At 71.7% G+C, this 17,435-nt stretch carries 13 protein-coding genes and 1 pseudogene; 9 read left to right on the top strand and 5 right to left on the bottom strand.

The window, feature by feature from the left end:
- Nucleotides 1-15: 15 nt before the first annotated feature.
- Nucleotides 16-3,990 carry a type VII secretion protein EccCa gene (gene eccCa / locus ACSUPR_RS15015; RefSeq protein ID WP_436885234.1) on the bottom strand — a complete coding sequence of 1,325 codons (3,975 nt, stop codon included), beginning with the start codon at nucleotides 3,988-3,990 and terminating at the stop codon, nucleotides 16-18.
- Nucleotides 3,991-4,105: 115 nt separating this feature from the next.
- Complete coding sequence (locus ACSUPR_RS15010; RefSeq protein WP_436885233.1) at nucleotides 4,106-5,563, bottom strand: DUF6177 family protein; 1,458 nt, start codon at nucleotides 5,561-5,563, stop codon at nucleotides 4,106-4,108.
- Nucleotides 5,564-5,960: 397 nt separating this feature from the next.
- On the opposite strand from ACSUPR_RS15010, the gene ACSUPR_RS15005 reads away from it, so the two are divergent.
- The 6 genes from ACSUPR_RS15005 (at nucleotide 5,961) to ACSUPR_RS14980 (ending at nucleotide 13,241) form a co-directional block, all read left to right on the top strand.
- Entirely contained in the window at nucleotides 5,961-6,236 is a 276-nt protein-coding gene (locus ACSUPR_RS15005) for a hypothetical protein (RefSeq protein WP_436885232.1), read from the top strand.
- Between the two features lie 91 nt (nucleotides 6,237-6,327).
- Nucleotides 6,328-6,699, top strand: coding sequence for a DUF6507 family protein (locus ACSUPR_RS15000; RefSeq protein ID WP_436885231.1), 372 nt, complete (start codon nucleotides 6,328-6,330; stop codon nucleotides 6,697-6,699).
- 108 nt (nucleotides 6,700-6,807) lie between these two features.
- Nucleotides 6,808-7,320, top strand: a complete 513-nt coding sequence (locus ACSUPR_RS14995) for a hypothetical protein (protein ID WP_436885230.1) — start codon at nucleotides 6,808-6,810, stop codon at nucleotides 7,318-7,320.
- 235 nt (nucleotides 7,321-7,555) lie between these two features.
- A complete protein-coding gene (locus ACSUPR_RS14990; protein ID WP_436885229.1) occupies nucleotides 7,556-11,500 on the top strand; it encodes a hypothetical protein in 3,945 nt (1,314 codons plus the stop codon).
- A gap of 14 nt (nucleotides 11,501-11,514) precedes the next feature.
- Nucleotides 11,515-12,405, top strand: a complete 891-nt coding sequence (locus ACSUPR_RS14985; RefSeq protein WP_436885227.1) for an immunity 49 family protein — start codon at nucleotides 11,515-11,517, stop codon at nucleotides 12,403-12,405.
- 398 nt (nucleotides 12,406-12,803) lie between these two features.
- Complete coding sequence (locus tag ACSUPR_RS14980; protein WP_436885226.1) at nucleotides 12,804-13,241, top strand: hypothetical protein; 438 nt, start codon at nucleotides 12,804-12,806, stop codon at nucleotides 13,239-13,241.
- 302 nt (nucleotides 13,242-13,543) lie between these two features.
- On the opposite strand, the gene ACSUPR_RS14975 is transcribed toward ACSUPR_RS14980, so the two are convergent.
- Both ACSUPR_RS14975 and ACSUPR_RS14970 read right to left on the bottom strand, forming a co-directional pair.
- Entirely contained in the window at nucleotides 13,544-13,870 is a 327-nt protein-coding gene (locus tag ACSUPR_RS14975; protein WP_436885225.1) for a hypothetical protein, read from the bottom strand.
- The gene (locus ACSUPR_RS14970) at nucleotides 13,867-14,076 is read right to left on the bottom strand and encodes a hypothetical protein (protein WP_436885224.1); all 210 of its coding nucleotides are present in this window, start codon (nucleotides 14,074-14,076) and stop codon (nucleotides 13,867-13,869) included. The genes ACSUPR_RS14975 and ACSUPR_RS14970 overlap by 4 nt, the downstream gene beginning before the upstream one ends.
- A gap of 144 nt (nucleotides 14,077-14,220) precedes the next feature.
- Between ACSUPR_RS14970 and ACSUPR_RS14965 the strand changes: the two are divergent.
- The 3 genes and pseudogenes from ACSUPR_RS14965 to ACSUPR_RS14955 form a co-directional block, all read left to right on the top strand.
- Nucleotides 14,221-14,385 (top strand): annotated as a pseudogene (locus tag ACSUPR_RS14965) (helix-turn-helix transcriptional regulator); the annotation flags it as partial.
- A 15-nt stretch (nucleotides 14,386-14,400) separates the two neighbouring features.
- Complete coding sequence (locus tag ACSUPR_RS14960; protein WP_436892020.1) at nucleotides 14,401-14,706, top strand: DUF397 domain-containing protein; 306 nt, start codon at nucleotides 14,401-14,403, stop codon at nucleotides 14,704-14,706.
- A 1,078-nt stretch (nucleotides 14,707-15,784) separates the two neighbouring features.
- The gene (locus tag ACSUPR_RS14955) at nucleotides 15,785-16,249 is read left to right on the top strand and encodes an ATP-binding protein (protein WP_436885223.1); all 465 of its coding nucleotides are present in this window, start codon (nucleotides 15,785-15,787) and stop codon (nucleotides 16,247-16,249) included.
- Between the two features lie 202 nt (nucleotides 16,250-16,451).
- Here the strand turns inward: ACSUPR_RS14955 and ACSUPR_RS14950 are convergent, their stop codons facing one another.
- A complete protein-coding gene (locus ACSUPR_RS14950; RefSeq protein ID WP_436885222.1) occupies nucleotides 16,452-17,309 on the bottom strand; it encodes a CPBP family intramembrane glutamic endopeptidase in 858 nt (285 codons plus the stop codon).
- Nucleotides 17,310-17,435: the final 126 nt, after the last annotated feature.

The raw sequence follows: 17,435 nt of genomic DNA, 5'->3' as shown, positions 1-17,435 counted from the left end.
CCCCCACTCACTTCCTCAGTCCCTCAGCGCGGTCTGGATCAGCTGTGTCGCCCCGCCGCGGGTCACCCACTTGCCGCGCCCGGGCGGCTGGGCCGCCGCGTACACGCGCGGCAGGATCTGCCCCTCGGACCGGTCGCCGCTCATGACCAGCGCGCTGGTGCCGATCTCCCGGATCGCCTGCACCAGCGGCTCGTACATCCCACGCCCGGCGCCGGCGACCCGGCGGGCCACCACGAAGTGCAGGCCGATGTCCCGGCCGTTGGGCACGAAGGGGACGAACGGCGCCAGCGGCTTCTGCCCGGCGGTGGTGAGCACGTCGTAGTCGTCGGCCAGCACCACGATCCGCGGCCCCTTGAACGACCCCTGCTCCAGCGAGTCCAGGTCGCCGTCCTCGGGGATGCGCGACTCCACCTCCTTGGCCACGCCCCCGGCCAGCCCCGCGCACACCTTGGGGGTGCTCGCGTACCCGCCCATGTACTCCTCGGGCACCACGTTGCGCAGCGTCCGGCGCGGGTCCATCACCGCGAACACCACCTCGTCGGACGAGTACCGGGCGACCAGGCCCTCGGCCACCAGCCGCAGCAGGTTGGTCTTGCCGCACTCGCCGTCGCCCAGAACCAGCAGGTTCTGGTCGCGGTCGAACAGGTCCAGCAGCACCGGGTCCAGCGCCCGCTCGTCCACCCCGATCGGCACCAGCCTCGGCTCCGACTCGCGGGTCGGCAGGGTCCGCGCCGACAGTCGGTGCGGCAGCACCCGCACGTTCGGCGCCCGGCGGCCGCCCCAGGCCCCGTCGACGGTCCGAACCGCCTTCTCCACAGCCTCGCCCAGGTCCTCGTCGGAGTCCACCCCGTCGATGCGCGGCAGCGCCACCTGGCCGAACAGCTCGTCGCCGGTGAGCGCCCGCCCCGGGGTCTTGGCGCTGATGGTCTCGGCGAGCTTGCGGTCGATCGTGGACTCGGACGGGTCGTTGAGGTGCAGCTCCACCTTCTGCCCGAAGTTCGACTGCACGGCGATGCGCACGTCGTTCCAGCGCAGCATGCCCGCCACCACGTGCACGCCGAACCCGCCGCCGCGCTGGAGCAGCTCGTTGACCATGCCGTCGATGTCCTCGAAGTCCTTGCGCAGCGCCCCGAACCCGTCGATGACCAGCAGCACGTCGGCGCTGGCCAGCTCGGGCACCTCGCCGCGGGCGTGCATGCGCCGCAGCTGGGCCATCGAGTCGATGCCGCGCTCGCGGAACACCTCCTGGCGGTGCTCCAGCATGCCCCGGATCTCCTCGACGGTCCGCCGCACCCGCTCGACGTCGGTGCGCGCCGCCACCCCGCCCACGTGCGGCAGCGCCGCCAGCGACTGGAGCCCACCGCCCATCAGGTCCAGGCAGTAGACCGCCGCCTGCTGCGGGGTGTGGGTCATCGCCAGCGACAGCACCAGGGTGCGCAGCAGGGTGGTCTTGCCGCTCTGCGGTCCGCCGATGAAGGCGACGTGCCCGCCCGAGGCGGTCAGGTCGAGCTTCCACACGCCCTGCCACTGCTTGGTGGCGTCGTCGAGCAGGCCGACGGGGACGTTCATCGGGGCGTGGCCGCCGGGCAGGCGCAGGCCCTCGGCGGTCTTCTCGGGGACGCCCGCCATCGTGTCCAGCGCGGCCGCGGTGGGCAGCGGCGGCAGCCAGATGGACCGGGTCCGCTCCCCGTGCCTGTCGAACTGGGACACCATCACGTCGAGCAGGGTCGGGCCGACCGTCCGCGACGGCATCGGGCTCTCGTCGCCCCCGGTGCGCGCGGCCCCCGGCTCCTCCGGCACCGTGTTGTACGCGGTGTAGGGGCGGACCGCCACGGTCCCGTCGGACTCCGACTCCTCCGCCACCGGGCCCCGGTAGGGCCCGGACACGTACCCGGCCTTGAACCGCTGGTACACGCTGGTGTCCACTTTCAGGTACCCGAACCCGGGCAGCGACGGCAGGTGGAACGCGTCGGGGGTGTTGAGGACGGTGCGGCTCTCCTCCTCGGAGAACGTGCGCAGACCGAGCCGGTACGACAGGTACGTCTCCAGGCCGCGCAGCTTGCCGCCCTCGATGCGCTGGCTGGACAGCAGCAGGTGCACGCCGATGCTGCGGCCGATCCGGCCGATCGACAGGAACAGCTCGATGAAGTCGGGCCGGGCGGTCAGCAGCTCGCCGAACTCGTCGATGATCACGAGCAGGTGCGGCAGCGGCGGCAGGCTCGGGTCGTGCTGGCGCTTGTAGGTGTAGTCGCCGATGTTGGGGACGTTCCCGGCGTCGCGCAGCACCTGCTGGCGGCGCTGCACCTCGCCCGACAGGCTCGCGTACACCCGCTCGATGAGCGCGGCGTCGTCCTCCAGGTTGGTGATCACCCCGGCGACGTGCGGCATGTCCTCGAACGGCGCGAACGTCGCACCGCCCTTGTAGTCGACCAGCACCATGCTGACCCGCTCCGGCGAGTGCCCGGCCGCCAGCGCCAGCACCAGGGTGCGCAGCATCTCGCTCTTGCCGGAGCCGGTCGCGCCCACGCACAGCCCGTGCGGGCCCATGCCCAGCTGCGCCGACTCCTTCAGGTCCAGGACCACCGGCTGGCCCATGTCGTCCATGCCGATGGGCACCCGCAGGAACGCCCGCTCGCTGCGCGGCGCCCACAGCCTCTGCACGTCCATCGCGCCCGGGTCCTGGACGCCCATCATCGCGGTGAAGTCGACGGCGCCGCCCTCCTGGGCGGTCTCCTCCACCGACTCCGGGGACAGCCTCAGCGGGGCGAGCATGCGGGCCAGGCCGGCGAGGGTGGCGGCGGGGACGTCGTCCACGGTGCCGACGGTGACCACGGGGTCGGAGCCGCGCAGCTCCTCCACCCGCACCCGGTCTCCCTCGACGGTGATGCGCACGCTCACGTCGCCCGGCTCGTCCACCTGCCGGGACACCAGGTGCAGCACGGTGACGGCCAGCGCCCCGGGGTCCACCGCGTCGTCGGGGCGGACCAGCTCCGCGGCCACCTGCCCGTGGGTGTCGTGGACGACGAGCAGGCGGCGCATCATCTGGTACGCCTCGCGCTTGCCCATGCCCCGGCGCACCTCCGACGCGAAGTCGGTGCGCGCCCGCAGTTCGTCGGCGAGCAGGCCGCCCAGCTCGGCGGGGGTGGGGGCGATGAGCCGCACCGCGGCCCCGCCCTCGCGCCGCTGCGGGTCCAGCACCTGCGGCAGCCACGGCAGCCACTCCCAGTCCGCGGCGCGCTCGGCGGGGTAGGCCACCGCCAGCCCGGCGTCCTCGGGGGCGTGGAACGCGCCGAACTGGGCGACGAGCGCCCGCACCAGCCGCATGACGTCCTCGCGCTCGCCCACGACGCTGACGTTCCCGGCCATGTCCAGCGGCAGGGTCAGCGGCATCTCGGGGATGGTGGAGAACCGGCGGATCGCCGCCTGGGCCTCCGACAGCATGAACGGGTCGGTGGGGGTGAGCGCGGTGCCCTGCTCGGCCAGCCTCATCGGACGGCCCTCGGTGAGGCCGGTGCCCACCCGCACCCGCAGGAAGTCGCGGTGCCGGCGGCGGCGCTCCCACAGCCGGGTGGGGTCGCGGACGATGTCGTAGAGGGCCTCCGGCGGCGGGTCCAGCAGGCGGGCGTGCGAGCGGGTGGACTGCTCCCACTCGGTCAGCTCCTCGCGCAGCTCCTCCAGGTACTGGAGGTACAGCTCGCGCTGGTTGCGGCGCTGGCGGCCCACCTGGCCGCGCCGGGAGAACAGCATGCCCAGCGCCGCCAGCAGGGCGATCACCAGGACGACGCCGCCCAGCGCGATGAACGCGGGGTTGCGCATGACCATCATGATGGTCATCGACCCCATCATCCCGACCATCGGCAGGATCGTCATGAGGGGGTTGCCCTGCGCCTTGCCGTCGGGGAGGGTCGGCGGGGCCTCCACCTCGTGGGGCTCCTGCGCCGGTGCGGGGTGCACGGTCCTGGTCGGGCGGTGCACGACGCGAAGACTCATCGGCGTTCCTCTCGGCGGTGCAAGGGGGTGGAGGGGAGGGCGGGGCGATCAGGGCTCGGGAGAACCCTACCGAACCGGACGCCTCCGACCTTTCGATACGTGCGGGCGCGATGACTCACGGAGAGGGGGCGGCCTCGGGCGAGTCCCCGGCCCGGTCGGCGGGTCCACCCTCGGGGTGCAGGTGGGCCATCAGCTCGCGGAACCGCACCCAGGAGTCGTCCTCCACCCCGGTGCCCACCTGGTACCAGAACGCGGGGGTCAGCGGCGGGCCGAACGGCAGCGGCCGCACGGGGGCGCCCAGAGCCCGCCCGGTGCCGATGACGGCCACCGCCTCCTGGCCCACGGCGATGCCCACCGGCAGCGGCAGGCCCGTCCAGTGCGGCGCGTAGGTGAGGTCGGCGCGCCCGCCCACCCGCCGCACCGTCATGGTCCGCAGCACGTCCCGCTCGGTGAGCTCCCGGACCAGCGGGGGCAGCACCGACAGGTCCGGCTCCGCGCCCTCCGGATACCCGACGGCGAACGTGATCGCCTCGCGCACCCCGGACGCGGTGCGGCTCACCCGCACCGTGCCCGAGAACGGGCGGACGCCGTCCTCGCGCATCCCCTCGGCGGGGCCGGAGAACCCCGCCCAGGTCTGTCCGGGGGCGCGGTTGCGGGCGGTCCGGGTGAACACGGCCCGCCGCCACTCCTGGGGGAAGGGCTCGGCGGTGCCCCACACCGCGGGCGGGGCACCGCCCAGGCGCTCGGCGAGCAGCTCCACGGAGGTGCCCAGGATCAGGCCGTTGTCGGCGGGGTGCTCCACGTTCAAGTCCACGTGCAGCTGGCACCCCCGGTCGGCGCCGTCGGCGCGGAACTCCTCCGGCGGGCCGTCGGGGCGGGCCTCCTCGTCCACGGTGAAGGCCTCCCGCTCGTCCCAGCGCAGCGGGACACCGGAGAAGCCGTCGTAGTAGGAACCCCGGGGGGTCTGGACCACCCAGCGGGCGGCGGGGGACCGCAGGAACGAGTGCAGGGCGTGGGTGAGGCGCGAGGTGGAGGGGGTGACGACCTGGAGCCGCAGGCCCCGGCGGCCGTGGCGGGCCAGGGCGTCCACGATCCAGGGGGACAGGGGGACCAGGGGGCGGTCCTGCACCACGACCGCGGCCTGCTCGGTGAGCGCGGTGACGGCGGGGTGGTCGGTGGCGCCGGCCAGGAAGGCGTCGTTCCGGGCCAGCGCGGGAGCGGGCTCCCAGACCGCGCCGCCCAGGCGCTCGGCGAGGCGGCGGGTGAAGCGTCCGACCAGCCCGGCGGTGTCCGCGTCGGGCAGGTCCGCGCCGCGGGCCTCCACCCAGTACGGCTGGGCGGGCAGGTCGTCGCCGATGCCGTCGGAGAGCAGGCGCTCGGCCTCGGCGGACAGGGCGAGCCGCTGGGCGGCCTGCATGGCGGCGACCACCCGGCCCTCCTCGTCGCGCAGCTCCACCACGGCACCGTCGGCGACCAGGCGCACCCGCAGGTCCCGCCCCGCCGCGGCGAGCGCGTCGATGAGCGCGCGCCGGTCGGGGGCGTCGGACAGCAGGGCGACCGCGTCGTGGCTCAAGGGGTCTCCTCAACACTCATGGGACCGGACGGGGGAGGGGGTATCGAGTGGGATACGCCGAGTGTCCGGAAGGTTCACGTTCCCCCGCTCCCAGAGTGCCCGCAGTGGCACCCGCGGCGACAGGGGCCCGCCCGCCCGGCCCCGCGCGGCGGACACGGAGCCCGCCGCCACAGGGACACCTGAACCGGGCACCGGGTACCGCATGGGACGACCATCACTCCCACCGGTGTCACCGCAGGTCACGGGGATCGGGGGAAATCACCTCGCGTGAACGGTTTTCTTCCGCCCACAGACGGTGAAACCATCAACGCCGAACCGACATCTCATAACCTGTGTCCGCCCCTCACGGGCGGGCCGAGACCACGAAGGGCCCTGAACCGCCACCGGAGGAACCACAGTGAAGTTCGAGCTGGTCGAACCCGTCGACTGGGAGGACCCGCCGCAGGCCGACGCCCACGGCGGGCCGGAGCCGCCCCACGCCGTGGGGCCGATCCGCGCCGCCGCCGAGCACGCCCGCGACCGCCTGCGCGAGCAGGCCGACGTCCTCCAGGCCACGCTGGGCCGCATGTGGGAGGCCATCACCTCCGCCCGGGCGGAGGAGACGGCGACCCCGCCCGCCGACTCCGTGACCCCGGCGAACTTCCGGCCCGGGGCCTTCTCCCGCGGCACCTGACCCCGGCCCGACCCCCACCCGTACCCGGGACCGACAGGTCCGCACCACGCCGGCCGCCCGCCGACCGGCGCACACGCGAAAGGAGCAGTCCGTGTCGAAGTGGAACATCCAGCCCGCAGGCGTGGGCGGTGTCCTCCAGTCCGTCGCCGGCCACCTCGGCGAGGAGGGCAGCGGCGAAGGCCTGGTGGGCGTCATGGAGAGCGTCGAGCAGCACCTGATGGACTGCGGCGAGTACGCCAAGAGCGGCATCGTCGGTATGGCGCTGGGCGAGTTCGCCGAGCACTACTTCGGGATCATGGGCGACATCGCGGGACTGACCATGGCGGCCGTGACCGGTGCCAGCGAGGCCACCACCCACTACATGAACGGCAACCTGGACATGGCGGAGGAGGCCCAGGCCAACGCGGGCGTCATCCCCGAGCCCGAGCCGCCGCCCGTGTACGGTCCCCACCGACCCGTCTAGCACCCGACCCGCCCACACCCGCCCGCCTCCGCGACATGCCTGATCGGGAGGACACCCGGCGGCCGGTCCCCACGGCCGCCCCGTATCCCCCGGAGCGAAGGGACACCCATGAGCAGCACCACCGCGGTCAGCGACCTCGCCGTCCGCATCCACGCGATCGACTGGAACGGGAACCTCGACCACACCCGGTCGAGGGTCTCCCTGATGCGCGAGTACCTGCGCCGCGCCGCCGTGTGGACCCGGGCCCTGGGCGCCAAGGGGTGGCCGTTCTACGACATCGCGGAGTTCGCGGCGCCGGGTGTGCGCGCCGCCGACGAGGTCGTGCAGGGTGTGCTGGAGAACCCGGCGGTCGTCGAGCAGTACCCGACGGTCGGAAAGTCCTGTGTCTGGGCGCTGCACCTGGCCGCCGCGCGGGACGCGGGGGTGTCCCTGCCGGACCTGCCCGACCCCTTCGAGCCGCTGGTCCGCATGTACGAGCGCGGCGGCGGCTTCTCGCTGTCCCTGACCGGCACGATCGACATCGACGGGGCCGGCCTGTACCGCGGCACCCTGCTCGACCACCTCGGGGACACGCCCAGGGCCCCCGAGACCGAGGCCGAACTCGACGCCCTCGACAACTGACCCGCCGCGGTGCCACGCGCGCAGCGCGGCACCGCCCCCGATCCCCTCCCGCCATCCCCACTCCGGTGCCAGCCCCCACCGGTGACCCGGACCCGCACCGCCCGGCTCCCGCGGCCCGCCCAGGGCCGCACCGGACGCGGCGCGGATCCGGACCCGCAGACACGAACCCCCGGGAAGCCCCGCGGCCCCCGCCCCGACCGCGGCCTTCCCCCGGCACAGGTAACGGTGGTCCACCTTGTCCGACCTGATCGATCCGAGCAGCTTCCCCGTCCCCGAGACCCTCACCTACGCCCTCGACTCGGTGGCGGCCAAGCTCAAGACCGACGGCACCGACCTCACCGACACCGCCGCCGACATCACCGGCGCGTGGGCCGGGCTGGAAGGCGTCTACGCCGCGCCCGAGGACCAGGACCTCTTCACCGTCCTGAACCCGATCACCGGCGACGCCGCGGACGTCTCCACGGCGCTGTCCAGCACCTCCGACGCGCTCAGCACGTTCGCGGAGACGGTCCGCGGCATCAAGGCGCGCTGGGCCACGCTGAAGACCGACTCCTACGAGTTCCTCCGCAAGATCGACTACGGCAACAAGGAGGACTGGCGCGAGGGCGGCGGCTTCCTGTTCTGGAAGTCCGAGAGCGAGGAGGTCGGCGAGCACAACGCCCTCCTGGACCGGGCCGCCGGTCTGCTGCACGAGTACGAGGAGGCGGAGCGGACCTGCGCCAACGCCATCACCGGGCTGTTCGGCGGCACCCGGTTCATCGCCCAGAAGGCCGACGGGTCGGTCACCGCGGGCAACGGCGAGTTCGTGTACGGGTTCGACAAGCCGCTGGAGGGCGTCCCCATGGAGTGGGGGGCGCCGCAGACCACCGACCACGCCTGGTACAACGACTTCGGCGACGCCGTGGGCGACTTCTTCGTGGGCATCGCCGAGGACGTCGGCGGCATGGTCGGCGCGCACGGGCCGAACGGCTGGTTCTCCGGGAACTGGGGCGACAACCTCTGGGACTACTGGGGCGGCACAGTCGAGGGCCTGGGCGCGCTGGTGGGCGTCGGCAAGGACGAGAACGGCGAGTGGGGCTGGTCCCTGTCCACCGCGGGCAACGCCTGGAAGGAGGCGGCCCACGCGGTCGTGCCGTGGGAGGAGTGGGGCGAGCGGCCCTGGTACACCATCGGTACGGCGTTGCTGAACGTCGGCGCGGTGGTGGGCGGCGCGCTGCTGACCGCGACCGGTGTGGGCGCGGTCGTGGGTGTGCCGCTCATGGCCTGGCGCGGGGCGAAGATCGCCAACGCGGTCGGCGGCAGCCGGACCCCGGACGTGCCCGACCTCGCGGACTTCCCCGGCGGCATCGACCCGTCGGTGCTGTCCCGGGTGCCCCGGTTCGGTGACGGGTCCTTCAAGCCGCTGGACCTGAGCGACCTGGACGACCTCGACCTCAGCCCCTCCGACCTCGGCCGGATGAACGAGGCGCTGGAGCGGCTCAACGCCTCCACCACCCCGAACACCTCCAACCTCCCCGACGGGACCGACAACCGCCGCACCACGAGCACCGACACCGAGTCCGGGGGCGAGACGGGGTCCACCCCGCGCGGCACGACCACGAGCCCGAACACGGACACCGGGACACAGAACAACAACCGGCGCAACGGCGACGGCTCCGATGAGACCGTCGACCCGACCGCCGACCAGCTCGACGCGGGCCGGGAGTTCCTGGACGGCGTGGACCCCGAGTCCCGCCGCGAGCTGGCGGAGGGGCTGGAGGGCGAGCAGGACCGCTGGGTCGCCTCCCAGGTGCCCGACGACGCGTCCTCGCTCAACGACACCCCGGTGGACCGCTACGAGACCGACCCCGACAGGGTCGAGGTCGACAGCGCGGGCAACGAGATCAACGCCCGCACCGACAGCACCGTCGACAACAGCGTCGGCGGCACCACCGGCCTCGACACCCCGCGCGGCGGCACGGCCGTCGTGGACCTGGACTCCGGGTCGGGCCGCGGCGGAACCACCACCGGCGGCAACGGCGGCTTCGACGGCCCGGACGGCAACGGCAACGGACTGCCGGACGGCCCGGACGACCTCATCCGGGACGGCGACGCGACCCCGGACCGCACCGGCGGCGCGGACACGCCGGAGGGCGAGGGCGTCCAGCGGGCCGGCGGTTCGGAGGGGGTCGACAACCCCCGGAGCAACTCCGAGCCCGGGCCCGGCTTCTACGACGCCGACGGCGACCACATCGACGTGGGCTACCGGGACGAGGCCGGGAACTACTTCGACGACCAGGGCAACCGGTACATCGACGTCCCCGAGAGCCGCCAGGCCCTGGACCGCTACAACGAGATCCGCGCCACCGACGGCGACGTCGACCGGATCTCGGAGAACACCGGCTACGACTCGAACGTGCTCAACGAGATCAAGCAGCACCTGTTCTTCCGCGAGCACCCGGACGTCCCCGCGCCGCCGGACGGGCGCCTGCGCAGCGGCCGGTTCGCGGCCATGGACCACATCGCGGACCTGTGGCGCAAGGCCGAGGCGGGCACCCTGGACGCCTCCGAGGCGAGCCACTTCCGCCGGCTGGTCGCGCACGAGTACGTCGAGGCCCGCCTGATGGACGAGGGCGTGCCGTACCGTTCCCGCGACCCGCAGCTGTGGAACGACGACTACTACATCCCGACGCGGGACAGCAACGGCGCGCACGACATCTCGCCGCTGGAGGGCAACCCCAACAGCTTCGCGCTGTGGGAGAAGTGGGGCATTCCCCAGCCCGAGGCGAACTTCCGCATCGCCGACGACATGTCCAACCTGGACGGGGCCGTGCGCAACGCCCTGGACTGGTGGAACGAGCGCAACCCCGACGGCGGTTACCCGGACGGCCGGCGGCCGACGGGAAGCGCCCCGGGCATGGCCGTGGACATCGACACCGACCCGGGCGGCTCCCGGTCGGGCGGCTCCGGCGGGGAGATCAGGCCGGAGGCCTACGACACCCACCCGTCCACCCAGATCAACCCGGACCTGGACCCGGACGCGCCCCGCACGGACACCCCGGACGCGGACGGCACCGACACGTCGAGCGCGGACGGCACCGACTCCGGCGGGACCGGCGACAGGCCCAAGAACGGTCACGGGCTGACCAACGAGCAGCGGGTCCAGCTCGCCGAGCCTTACCTGCGCGACCTGGACATGAGCTCCGGCAGGAACTTCGTCCAGGACTTCATGAGCCGTGTCAACACCCATCCCGAGCTGCTCCACATCTTCTACAAGGAGGGGAACGGGGCCAAGTGGCGCGCCGAAGATGTGATCGGTGAATACGGGATTCCCAAGATCGAGCAGCTGAGTGACGGGACCTGGAGCGCCAAGAGCGACCTCCCCACGCCCCCCAAGCCCAACTACCTGCTTCCTGACAAGCAGGAGATCTTCCCGAGGCGGGATGGGAACGCCGACAACGCAAAGCTCGACCTCATGGCGGGTGTTCGCAGGGACGAAATAGGCACCTCCACCCAGCTCCGGGATGAAATCAAGACGAAGAAGGAGGAGAACGGGTGGGGCGACGACCATCCCGAGATCGTCAAGCGGGACGAGGAGAGGTCGCAGGCCCAGGGGCGGGTCAGCCGGGCGGGTGAGTACTACGGGGAAGAGGTCGCCGAGTCCTACCTGCCGGACATCTTCGACGGTTCTAGGAAGGTCGAAGTCCAGAGGTTCGATGCCGACGGTAACGTTTCCCTGGAGGAGGTGACTCTTCCGGAAATCGAGGGCGGAAACGTCCTGGACAGGGTCGAGACCGCGCCCAACAGCGGCAACTACCAGTTCGACTTGGTCCACATGACCACGGACGGCGGATTCGTCGTCACCGAGGCCAAGGCCGATGTCAATACCGATCTCGGTGACCGCAAGGTGGGGCAGGGGGATACTGAGAGAAGGGTGTCCCAGGGAACGGAGGATTATCTCCGAGCTACTCTGGATGACATGATCCGGCGAGGTTCGGCAGACACCAGGCGGAGTGACAAGCCCTTGGGATCCGGTTACGTCAATGAGCGGGAATTGGCTATGGAAATGCTGAGAGCTCTGATGTCGGACCCGAGTAAGCTCCACTATGTGGAGATGAAGGGCGTCTCCACTCCCACAGGCGAGCACGGAGGTGTCAGCTTCGGCCTGTTCGACATCTCTCCGAGGCCCTCAAGAAGTTAGAAAGAAGGGGTGGGATGCTGTCCGATATCCCTAAAAATGATGTGAGTATGCCGCATTTCCGGCGGATGATGGAAAGCTTCCCGGAGGAGATCGAGGAGCAGGTCTCGTGGCTGGTGAAGGCTCCGTCGATGGCGGGTATGGCCTTGGACAACATCGCCTTGGAGGCCCGGATCTGCCTGGCGGTGGATCCCCAGGCTGCCGAGTTGTTGACCTGGGAGGCGTGGACCACGTGGATGCAGGTGGCCGAGGCTCCGTTCGCGATGTGCGTGCTGGAGCCGGGGGAGACCGTCGAGCGGGTCATCAACCAGAAGCCGCGTACTCTGCACCACCTGCCGCCGGGGCCGGAGTGCGATGCGGGTACCTGGCTGACGGCGTTCTTCCTGGCGGTGACCTGTCGTGATGAGGGGCGTGTCGCGTCCCTGTGCCAGGTCACACCGGAGTTCCTGCGGCAGGCGAGCGAGGCGCGGGGCGGGGCGTACGACGATTATGTCTATCCCTGGATCGCGGCGATCCAGGACTTCATCCTCAACCGCCCCTCGCTGGGAGACAACCTGTACCGGGCGATGGAGCTGTCCAAGCCGGAGAACGCCACGATCAGCACACCCGAGAACCTGGACAAGCTCGTTTTTCCGGTGATGGACGCCTTCTACCGGTTGGTCCAGCAGGACACCGAGAAGTTCGATGAGGCCATGGAGCAGGGCATTCGCCTGTTTCACGACTTCTACACCTCGGACGAGGAACGGTCCCAGAACAGCGACGGCACGGTGCCGCTGCGCCTTCTGGGCTTGGCGTGCATGGCGTACGACCTCGCCCAGGTCGTTCCGGATTTCAACCCCGGCCTGGACACCCCGTACTTTCCCAAGCACATCCTGGAGCGCACCCGGCACGGCGACATCCCTCTTTGAGCACGGTCCGGCTGTTCGTGTTGACCAAGCCGACCGCGCCAGTGGCGGGGTGGACGGCGAACACCGACACCGCTGCACCGCGCCCTTGCGCAACGCGGTGCAGCGGCCCCCTCTGCCCGGTTGTCAGCCGACTGGGGGCGTCGGGCGCACCGCGGGCGGGGCGTGCCAAGGCCTCGGGCGGGTGGCCCGAGGGCAGGCCCGTCCGTCGGCCGTGCTCGCGGGCCGCCGGCACGACCAGCCTGGTCACTCCTGTCGGCAGCAGGGAGACTCCCGCCCGATCGGCTCAGGGTCGAGCGAAAGCCTGACAGGGGCCTGGCGGAGGAAGCCGGATACTCTGAACCCCCGCCGGTGAAAATCAGGAGGGTCGGTTGGTCGGCCAGGGTTCCCGAAAGGGGGACATGTCTCCTGTGCGCCAGGACGAGCTGCTCAAAAAAATCGGCCAGGCCATCCTCAGGGAAGCGCCCGAAGGCTGGGAGAGGCTGGTTTACCAGAGGAAGTCCGTTGTGGACCACTCCAGTGCCTCGCTGACCGTCGAGCCGGGCGAGGGGGAGGCTTACCGCATTTCCTCCCCGAAATCCGTGATCCCGATGTTCGATGAGCTGCGCTCTGGAATGTACCAGGAAGGCAAGGGGACCTGGTTCAGCGTCACCTACGTCATTTCGCGCCCTGGTAGGTTCAAGGCGGACTACAACTATGACGAGGATCCACGGATCCCCTTCCCCACCGCCTGGGGTTTCACCAACGACCTGGAGGAATTCCCCCGCGATCCGGACCATATCCCTGAATGGCTTCACGAAGAACTCCGGGCCGAGGCAGAGGGCCGTGCCATGGAGTAGAACGCTCCAGGGCGCCGCCTGCACCGCACCGGGGCTGTTCCGTTCCCGGCCGGCGGCCCCCTCGCCGGTCCCACGACCCGGCGATGTCCGGCGTGCGGGTGGAGGTCTCATATGACACCCCGCCGGGCGGGTCCGGGCGGCGCGGTCGGGGGATGGGAGGTGCGGGTCAGCGTCGATGTCGGGGGAGCGTGTTCCCCGGTGCGGGCGGGCCTGGTCCCCCCGGACCCATTGTCCGCCGGACCGATCCCTCCCGCCGGTCGCCCGCACCCGCCTGTGGACAGGCGCCTCGAAAACGGTCGCCGTCACGGGGTGGAGTGCGCGCGCAGGCGCTCCTCCAGCTGCTCCGGGGTGGGTTCCACCTCCGTTCTCCAGGGTGCGTCCGGGTCCCGGTGGGTCGCCATCCACAGCGAGCCCGTCCAGGCGATGCGGTGGGTCCGCCCCCACGCGGATCTGAGCCGTTCGAGGGTCCGTTCGGGTGGTTCCCAGGTCCGCCCTTTGACGTCCTCGTGCGGCCCGGTGTGCCCCTCCTCCAGCAGGCACTCCCGGCGGGCGCAGGCCTGGTCGAGGTGGGACTCCCCGCACAGCGGAGCCACATAGGGAGTGGAGGGGCGGGGAGGGGTCGTGGTCATCGAGTGGCCTCCTCGGCTTCGCAGAGCATCCGGTCCAGCAGCGCCACGGCGGCGTGGGCGTCGTTGGCCTCCTGTGCGTGGCGCAACGCGTCGCGTACGGCCCGAACACACCGATCTTGGTCGGTCCCCCGGACGGTGCCGTCGCCGACGCGGTCCGGTGCGTCCGCCGCGGTGGCCAGCAGGTCATCGAGATGGATGCCGTTCATCAGGAGTAGCCGTTCCCTCTCAGGCGGTGAAAATTCGGATGGGCCGGGAGTGGTCCCGTGAGGTTTCCCACGCGACCACCGTGACCTGCGATATCGCCTTGCGGCCAGTGCCCTCGGGGTTTTCGGGAACGGAAGACGACGCCTGTGGAGCTCGTGTGGATTTCCTGCGTGACGCGTAAGGGGTCCTCGGAGATTCTCGCCGACCGCAGGAAGACGGCCGGTTATACGCAGGGGGCGCTCGCCCGCGCGGTGGGCGTCACGGATGCCTCCATATCCCGCTGGGAGAATGGGGTGAATTCCCCAAGTGGTGACATTGCGGAACTATTGGACAGGGCACTGAAGGCAGAGGGGGAACTGCTGCGAGCCTGGCGCCAGGACACCTTCGGGATCGAGGTGCCCGTCCGGCAGCAGAAGGTGGCTCTCCTGGAGGAGCGGTCGCTCGCCGTCGATCGCCTTCTCCCGACGCCGGTTCCGGGACTGCTGCAATGCGAGTCCGGCAGCCGGTGCGTGGAGGTCTCCGAAGGCGTCACCACCGGCGTCCGTGACACCCGGCACCGGGAGTTGGGGCACCTGGAGTTCACGGCCTCCGAGTGGACGGCCCTGGTGGACACCGTTGAGCAGCACGCCTGAGCCGATCCGCGCGAGCAGCGGGGTTCAGGGGGTGGCAACTTCCTGCGATGGGTGCCGCCCCTTTTACATGGAGCGATTTCTAATAAATGAGTTTAAATCGGACCAAGCCCCCACTTCGGGCGCACCTTTTTTTCTCCGGCTGGAATCCCACCTGAACGCCACTGAGCTGCGAAGACGGCGAAGTCCGCGAGCTTCTCCGAAGCCGTTACCGAAAAAAGTGGCCCAGTGATCGGCCGGTGCCCTAACCTGGCCGCATAACCGCATATAGAGGCCCCGCGATGCTTACTGAGCACCCGAGGCCGTGGCCGGCAACTCACCCCTTAACGCAAAGGATTGCCAGCGTGCGCCAGTTTAGCGCTGCGTTTCTCGGGCCTGCCCTCGGGCTGCTCGGAGCGCTGTTCCGCTCTCCCCGCGGTCGGCATGCCCGGACCGTCGGTCTCCTCGCACTCCGTCGCAGGTCGAAGCGCGTCCGCCGCTACGCGGCCGACCCCGGACCCGCCACCGCCCGCCTCCCGCGACGTTCGCCTTCCACCGCGCGGCCCGCAGCCCCCGCCCCCGCCGCATCGAGGCACCGCCACCTGGAGCCGCCCAGCCGGATCCTCCCCGCCGACGAGATCCCGCTCGTCCGCCCCTACTTCACCGCCCACGAACAGGCCGTCACCCGTCGCGCCCCGGATCCGAGCTGCGCGGACGCCGTCGAACGCGAACTCGCCCGGGTCCAGGAGCAGGCCCTCGCCCGCCTGCGCGGGTGGACCGCGCCGAGCGGGTCGGCCGCTTCGGGGGCTCCGGCCGCAGGGCGGTCCACGCCCGCCGCTCCGGCCTCCCCGTTCGTGAGCCCCTCCCCTCCGGCCGCTGCGGCCCCGCGCCGCTCGCCCGTTCCGCGACCCCGGCTCTCGCCTCCCGGAGACCTCCTCGCCCCGGCGGCCCCCGAGTCCCGCTTCCGTCCGGTGGTCCCTGCGCACCGGCGGTCGTCCAGCCCCGCCGACCGTCCCGTGCCCGGGGGAGCGCAGGACCTCGGGGAACCGGCCGCCGTCACCCGCCGGTGGCCGGCGCAGCAGGAGCGACGGGAGGTGCGGGTGTGAAGCGCGCACCGAGCAGGATGTGGCGGCACCGCGTCTACAAGGGCCACCTGGCCCGGCTCGCCGCCGTGCGCCGCGACCTGGTCAGGGATCTGGCCGGGTTCGATTCCGACCTGACCGAAACCCTGGTGCTCTGCGGCAGCGAGCTCTTCGCCAACGCCGTCAGGTACACGGCTTCCGGGGAGCGGGGCGGCCGTGTCGTCCGCACCCTGTGGACGGAGGAGGGCGGCGGGGTGCGCCTCGGTTTCACCGACGAGGGGTGCGGCGGCACGGTCCCGGAGGTCCCGGACGCCCGCAGCGACGAGGAATGGGACTGGGCGGAGGGCCAGCGCGGGCTGCTGCTCGTCCGGGAGTTGTCCACAGCCTGGGGATATCTTCCGCTGTGCCCGTGGGGTGGCCTCGGGCACCACATCTGGGCCGCCTTCGGCCACGCCCGCCCCACCCGTACCGAGGCCACCACCTGAGCCACGGCCGATCATGGGGGACGCCGCCCGCCCGGGCCGCGTCCCCCGGCCGCCGGGGATGTCGGCCGCAGGCCCGATACCCCTCCGGTGCCCCCGGCCTCGGGGCGTGCTCATGCGGGGTCCGTCGCCGGTACGCCCGGCTCCGGGGGGTGTCGTCGCCCGCTGGGTTGGGGCTTCCGGTGCCCCCGGCCTCGGGGCGTGCTCATGCGGGGTCCGTTGCCGGTCCGCCCGGCTCTCGGGGTGCGGCCGGTCGCGGGTGCGCGCCTTCCGGCGTCGCACCCGTCTCCGGGCGTGCCCGCGAGGACGCCGAATCCCCGCTCCGCCCGCCCCCGGAAGCCGGTCCGCCGGCCCGCCGCTCGTCCACCAGCAGGAGGATCCCGAGGCTGAGCAGGAGCACGTGGACCACCGCGTACCAGGAGTCCGGGGCCTCCTGCCCCGCCAGGATCCGGGTGAAGTCGTGCCCGGCGTGGCACAGGACGAGCGGCCACAGCCAGGAGAAGCGCATCTGGAAAGCGGCGTAGGCGAACCCCACCACCGCCGACAGCAGGACGTTCCACAGGATCTCCTCGGCGGAACGGTCCGTGACCGCGAACTGCGACAGGTGCTGGAGCCCGAACAGGGCGGCGGTGAGGACCACCGCCCACACCGACGAGAACGCCCCCGACAGCGTACGCAGGACCACGACCCGGCTCACCAGCTCCTCGTTGAGCCCCACCAGCAGGAGGGTGAGCGCCCAGAGCCCGAACCCCGGCGGGCGCTCCACCAGGCCGCCCGGGGCCAGCAGCCACAGCAGGGCCTCGGCCGCGAACGGCAGCACGAGGAGTGCCGCTCTGGGAGAGCGCCACAGGGTGAGCAGTCCGCTGGCCCGCCACAGGCCGAGCCATGTCACGAGCACCACCGCGAACACGGTGCACACCGCGTTCGCGAACAGGCCCATGTACCAGCCGGTGATGCCGATCAGCGGCGCCACCGCCAGGGCGAGGGAGATGAGGAGGAAGCGGGCGACGGTGACGGCGACGGCGAAAGCCAGCGCGGTCGGACGCCGGGTGGTCGACGGCATGGGGGCCTCCAGGGGGAGTGTGCGCCTCACAGGCTCCCATCGAGGAGACCCCGGTCCGCCATCCGGAGGATCCCGGGGATTTCCCCGAGAGGCCGCCGCCACCGCCCCGGCGGCGCCGCCGCTCCC

The sequence above is a fragment of the Nocardiopsis dassonvillei genome (assembly GCF_964273065.1).
Classification (GTDB): Bacteria; Actinomycetota; Actinomycetes; order Streptosporangiales; family Streptosporangiaceae; genus Nocardiopsis; species Nocardiopsis dassonvillei_B.
This window is presented reverse-complemented; position numbering and strand designations above follow the sequence as displayed.

Bases quoted from the DNA above. Each gene is read 5' to 3' on its own strand.
- ACSUPR_RS14980 (WP_436885226.1), top strand. From the start codon at position 12,804: ATGTCTCCTGTGCGCCAGGACGAGCTGCTCAAAAAAATCGGCCAGGCC.
- ACSUPR_RS14975 (WP_436885225.1), bottom strand. From the start codon at position 13,870: ATGACCACGACCCCTCCCCGCCCCTCCACTCCCTATGTGGCTCCGCTG.
- eccCa (WP_436885234.1), bottom strand. From the start codon at position 3,990: ATGAGTCTTCGCGTCGTGCACCGCCCGACCAGGACCGTGCACCCCGCA.
- ACSUPR_RS14985 (WP_436885227.1), top strand. From the start codon at position 11,515: ATGCTGTCCGATATCCCTAAAAATGATGTGAGTATGCCGCATTTCCGG.
- ACSUPR_RS14995 (WP_436885230.1), top strand. From the start codon at position 6,808: ATGAGCAGCACCACCGCGGTCAGCGACCTCGCCGTCCGCATCCACGCG.
- ACSUPR_RS14970 (WP_436885224.1), bottom strand. From the start codon at position 14,076: ATGAACGGCATCCATCTCGATGACCTGCTGGCCACCGCGGCGGACGCA.
- ACSUPR_RS14950 (WP_436885222.1), bottom strand. From the start codon at position 17,309: ATGCCGTCGACCACCCGGCGTCCGACCGCGCTGGCTTTCGCCGTCGCC.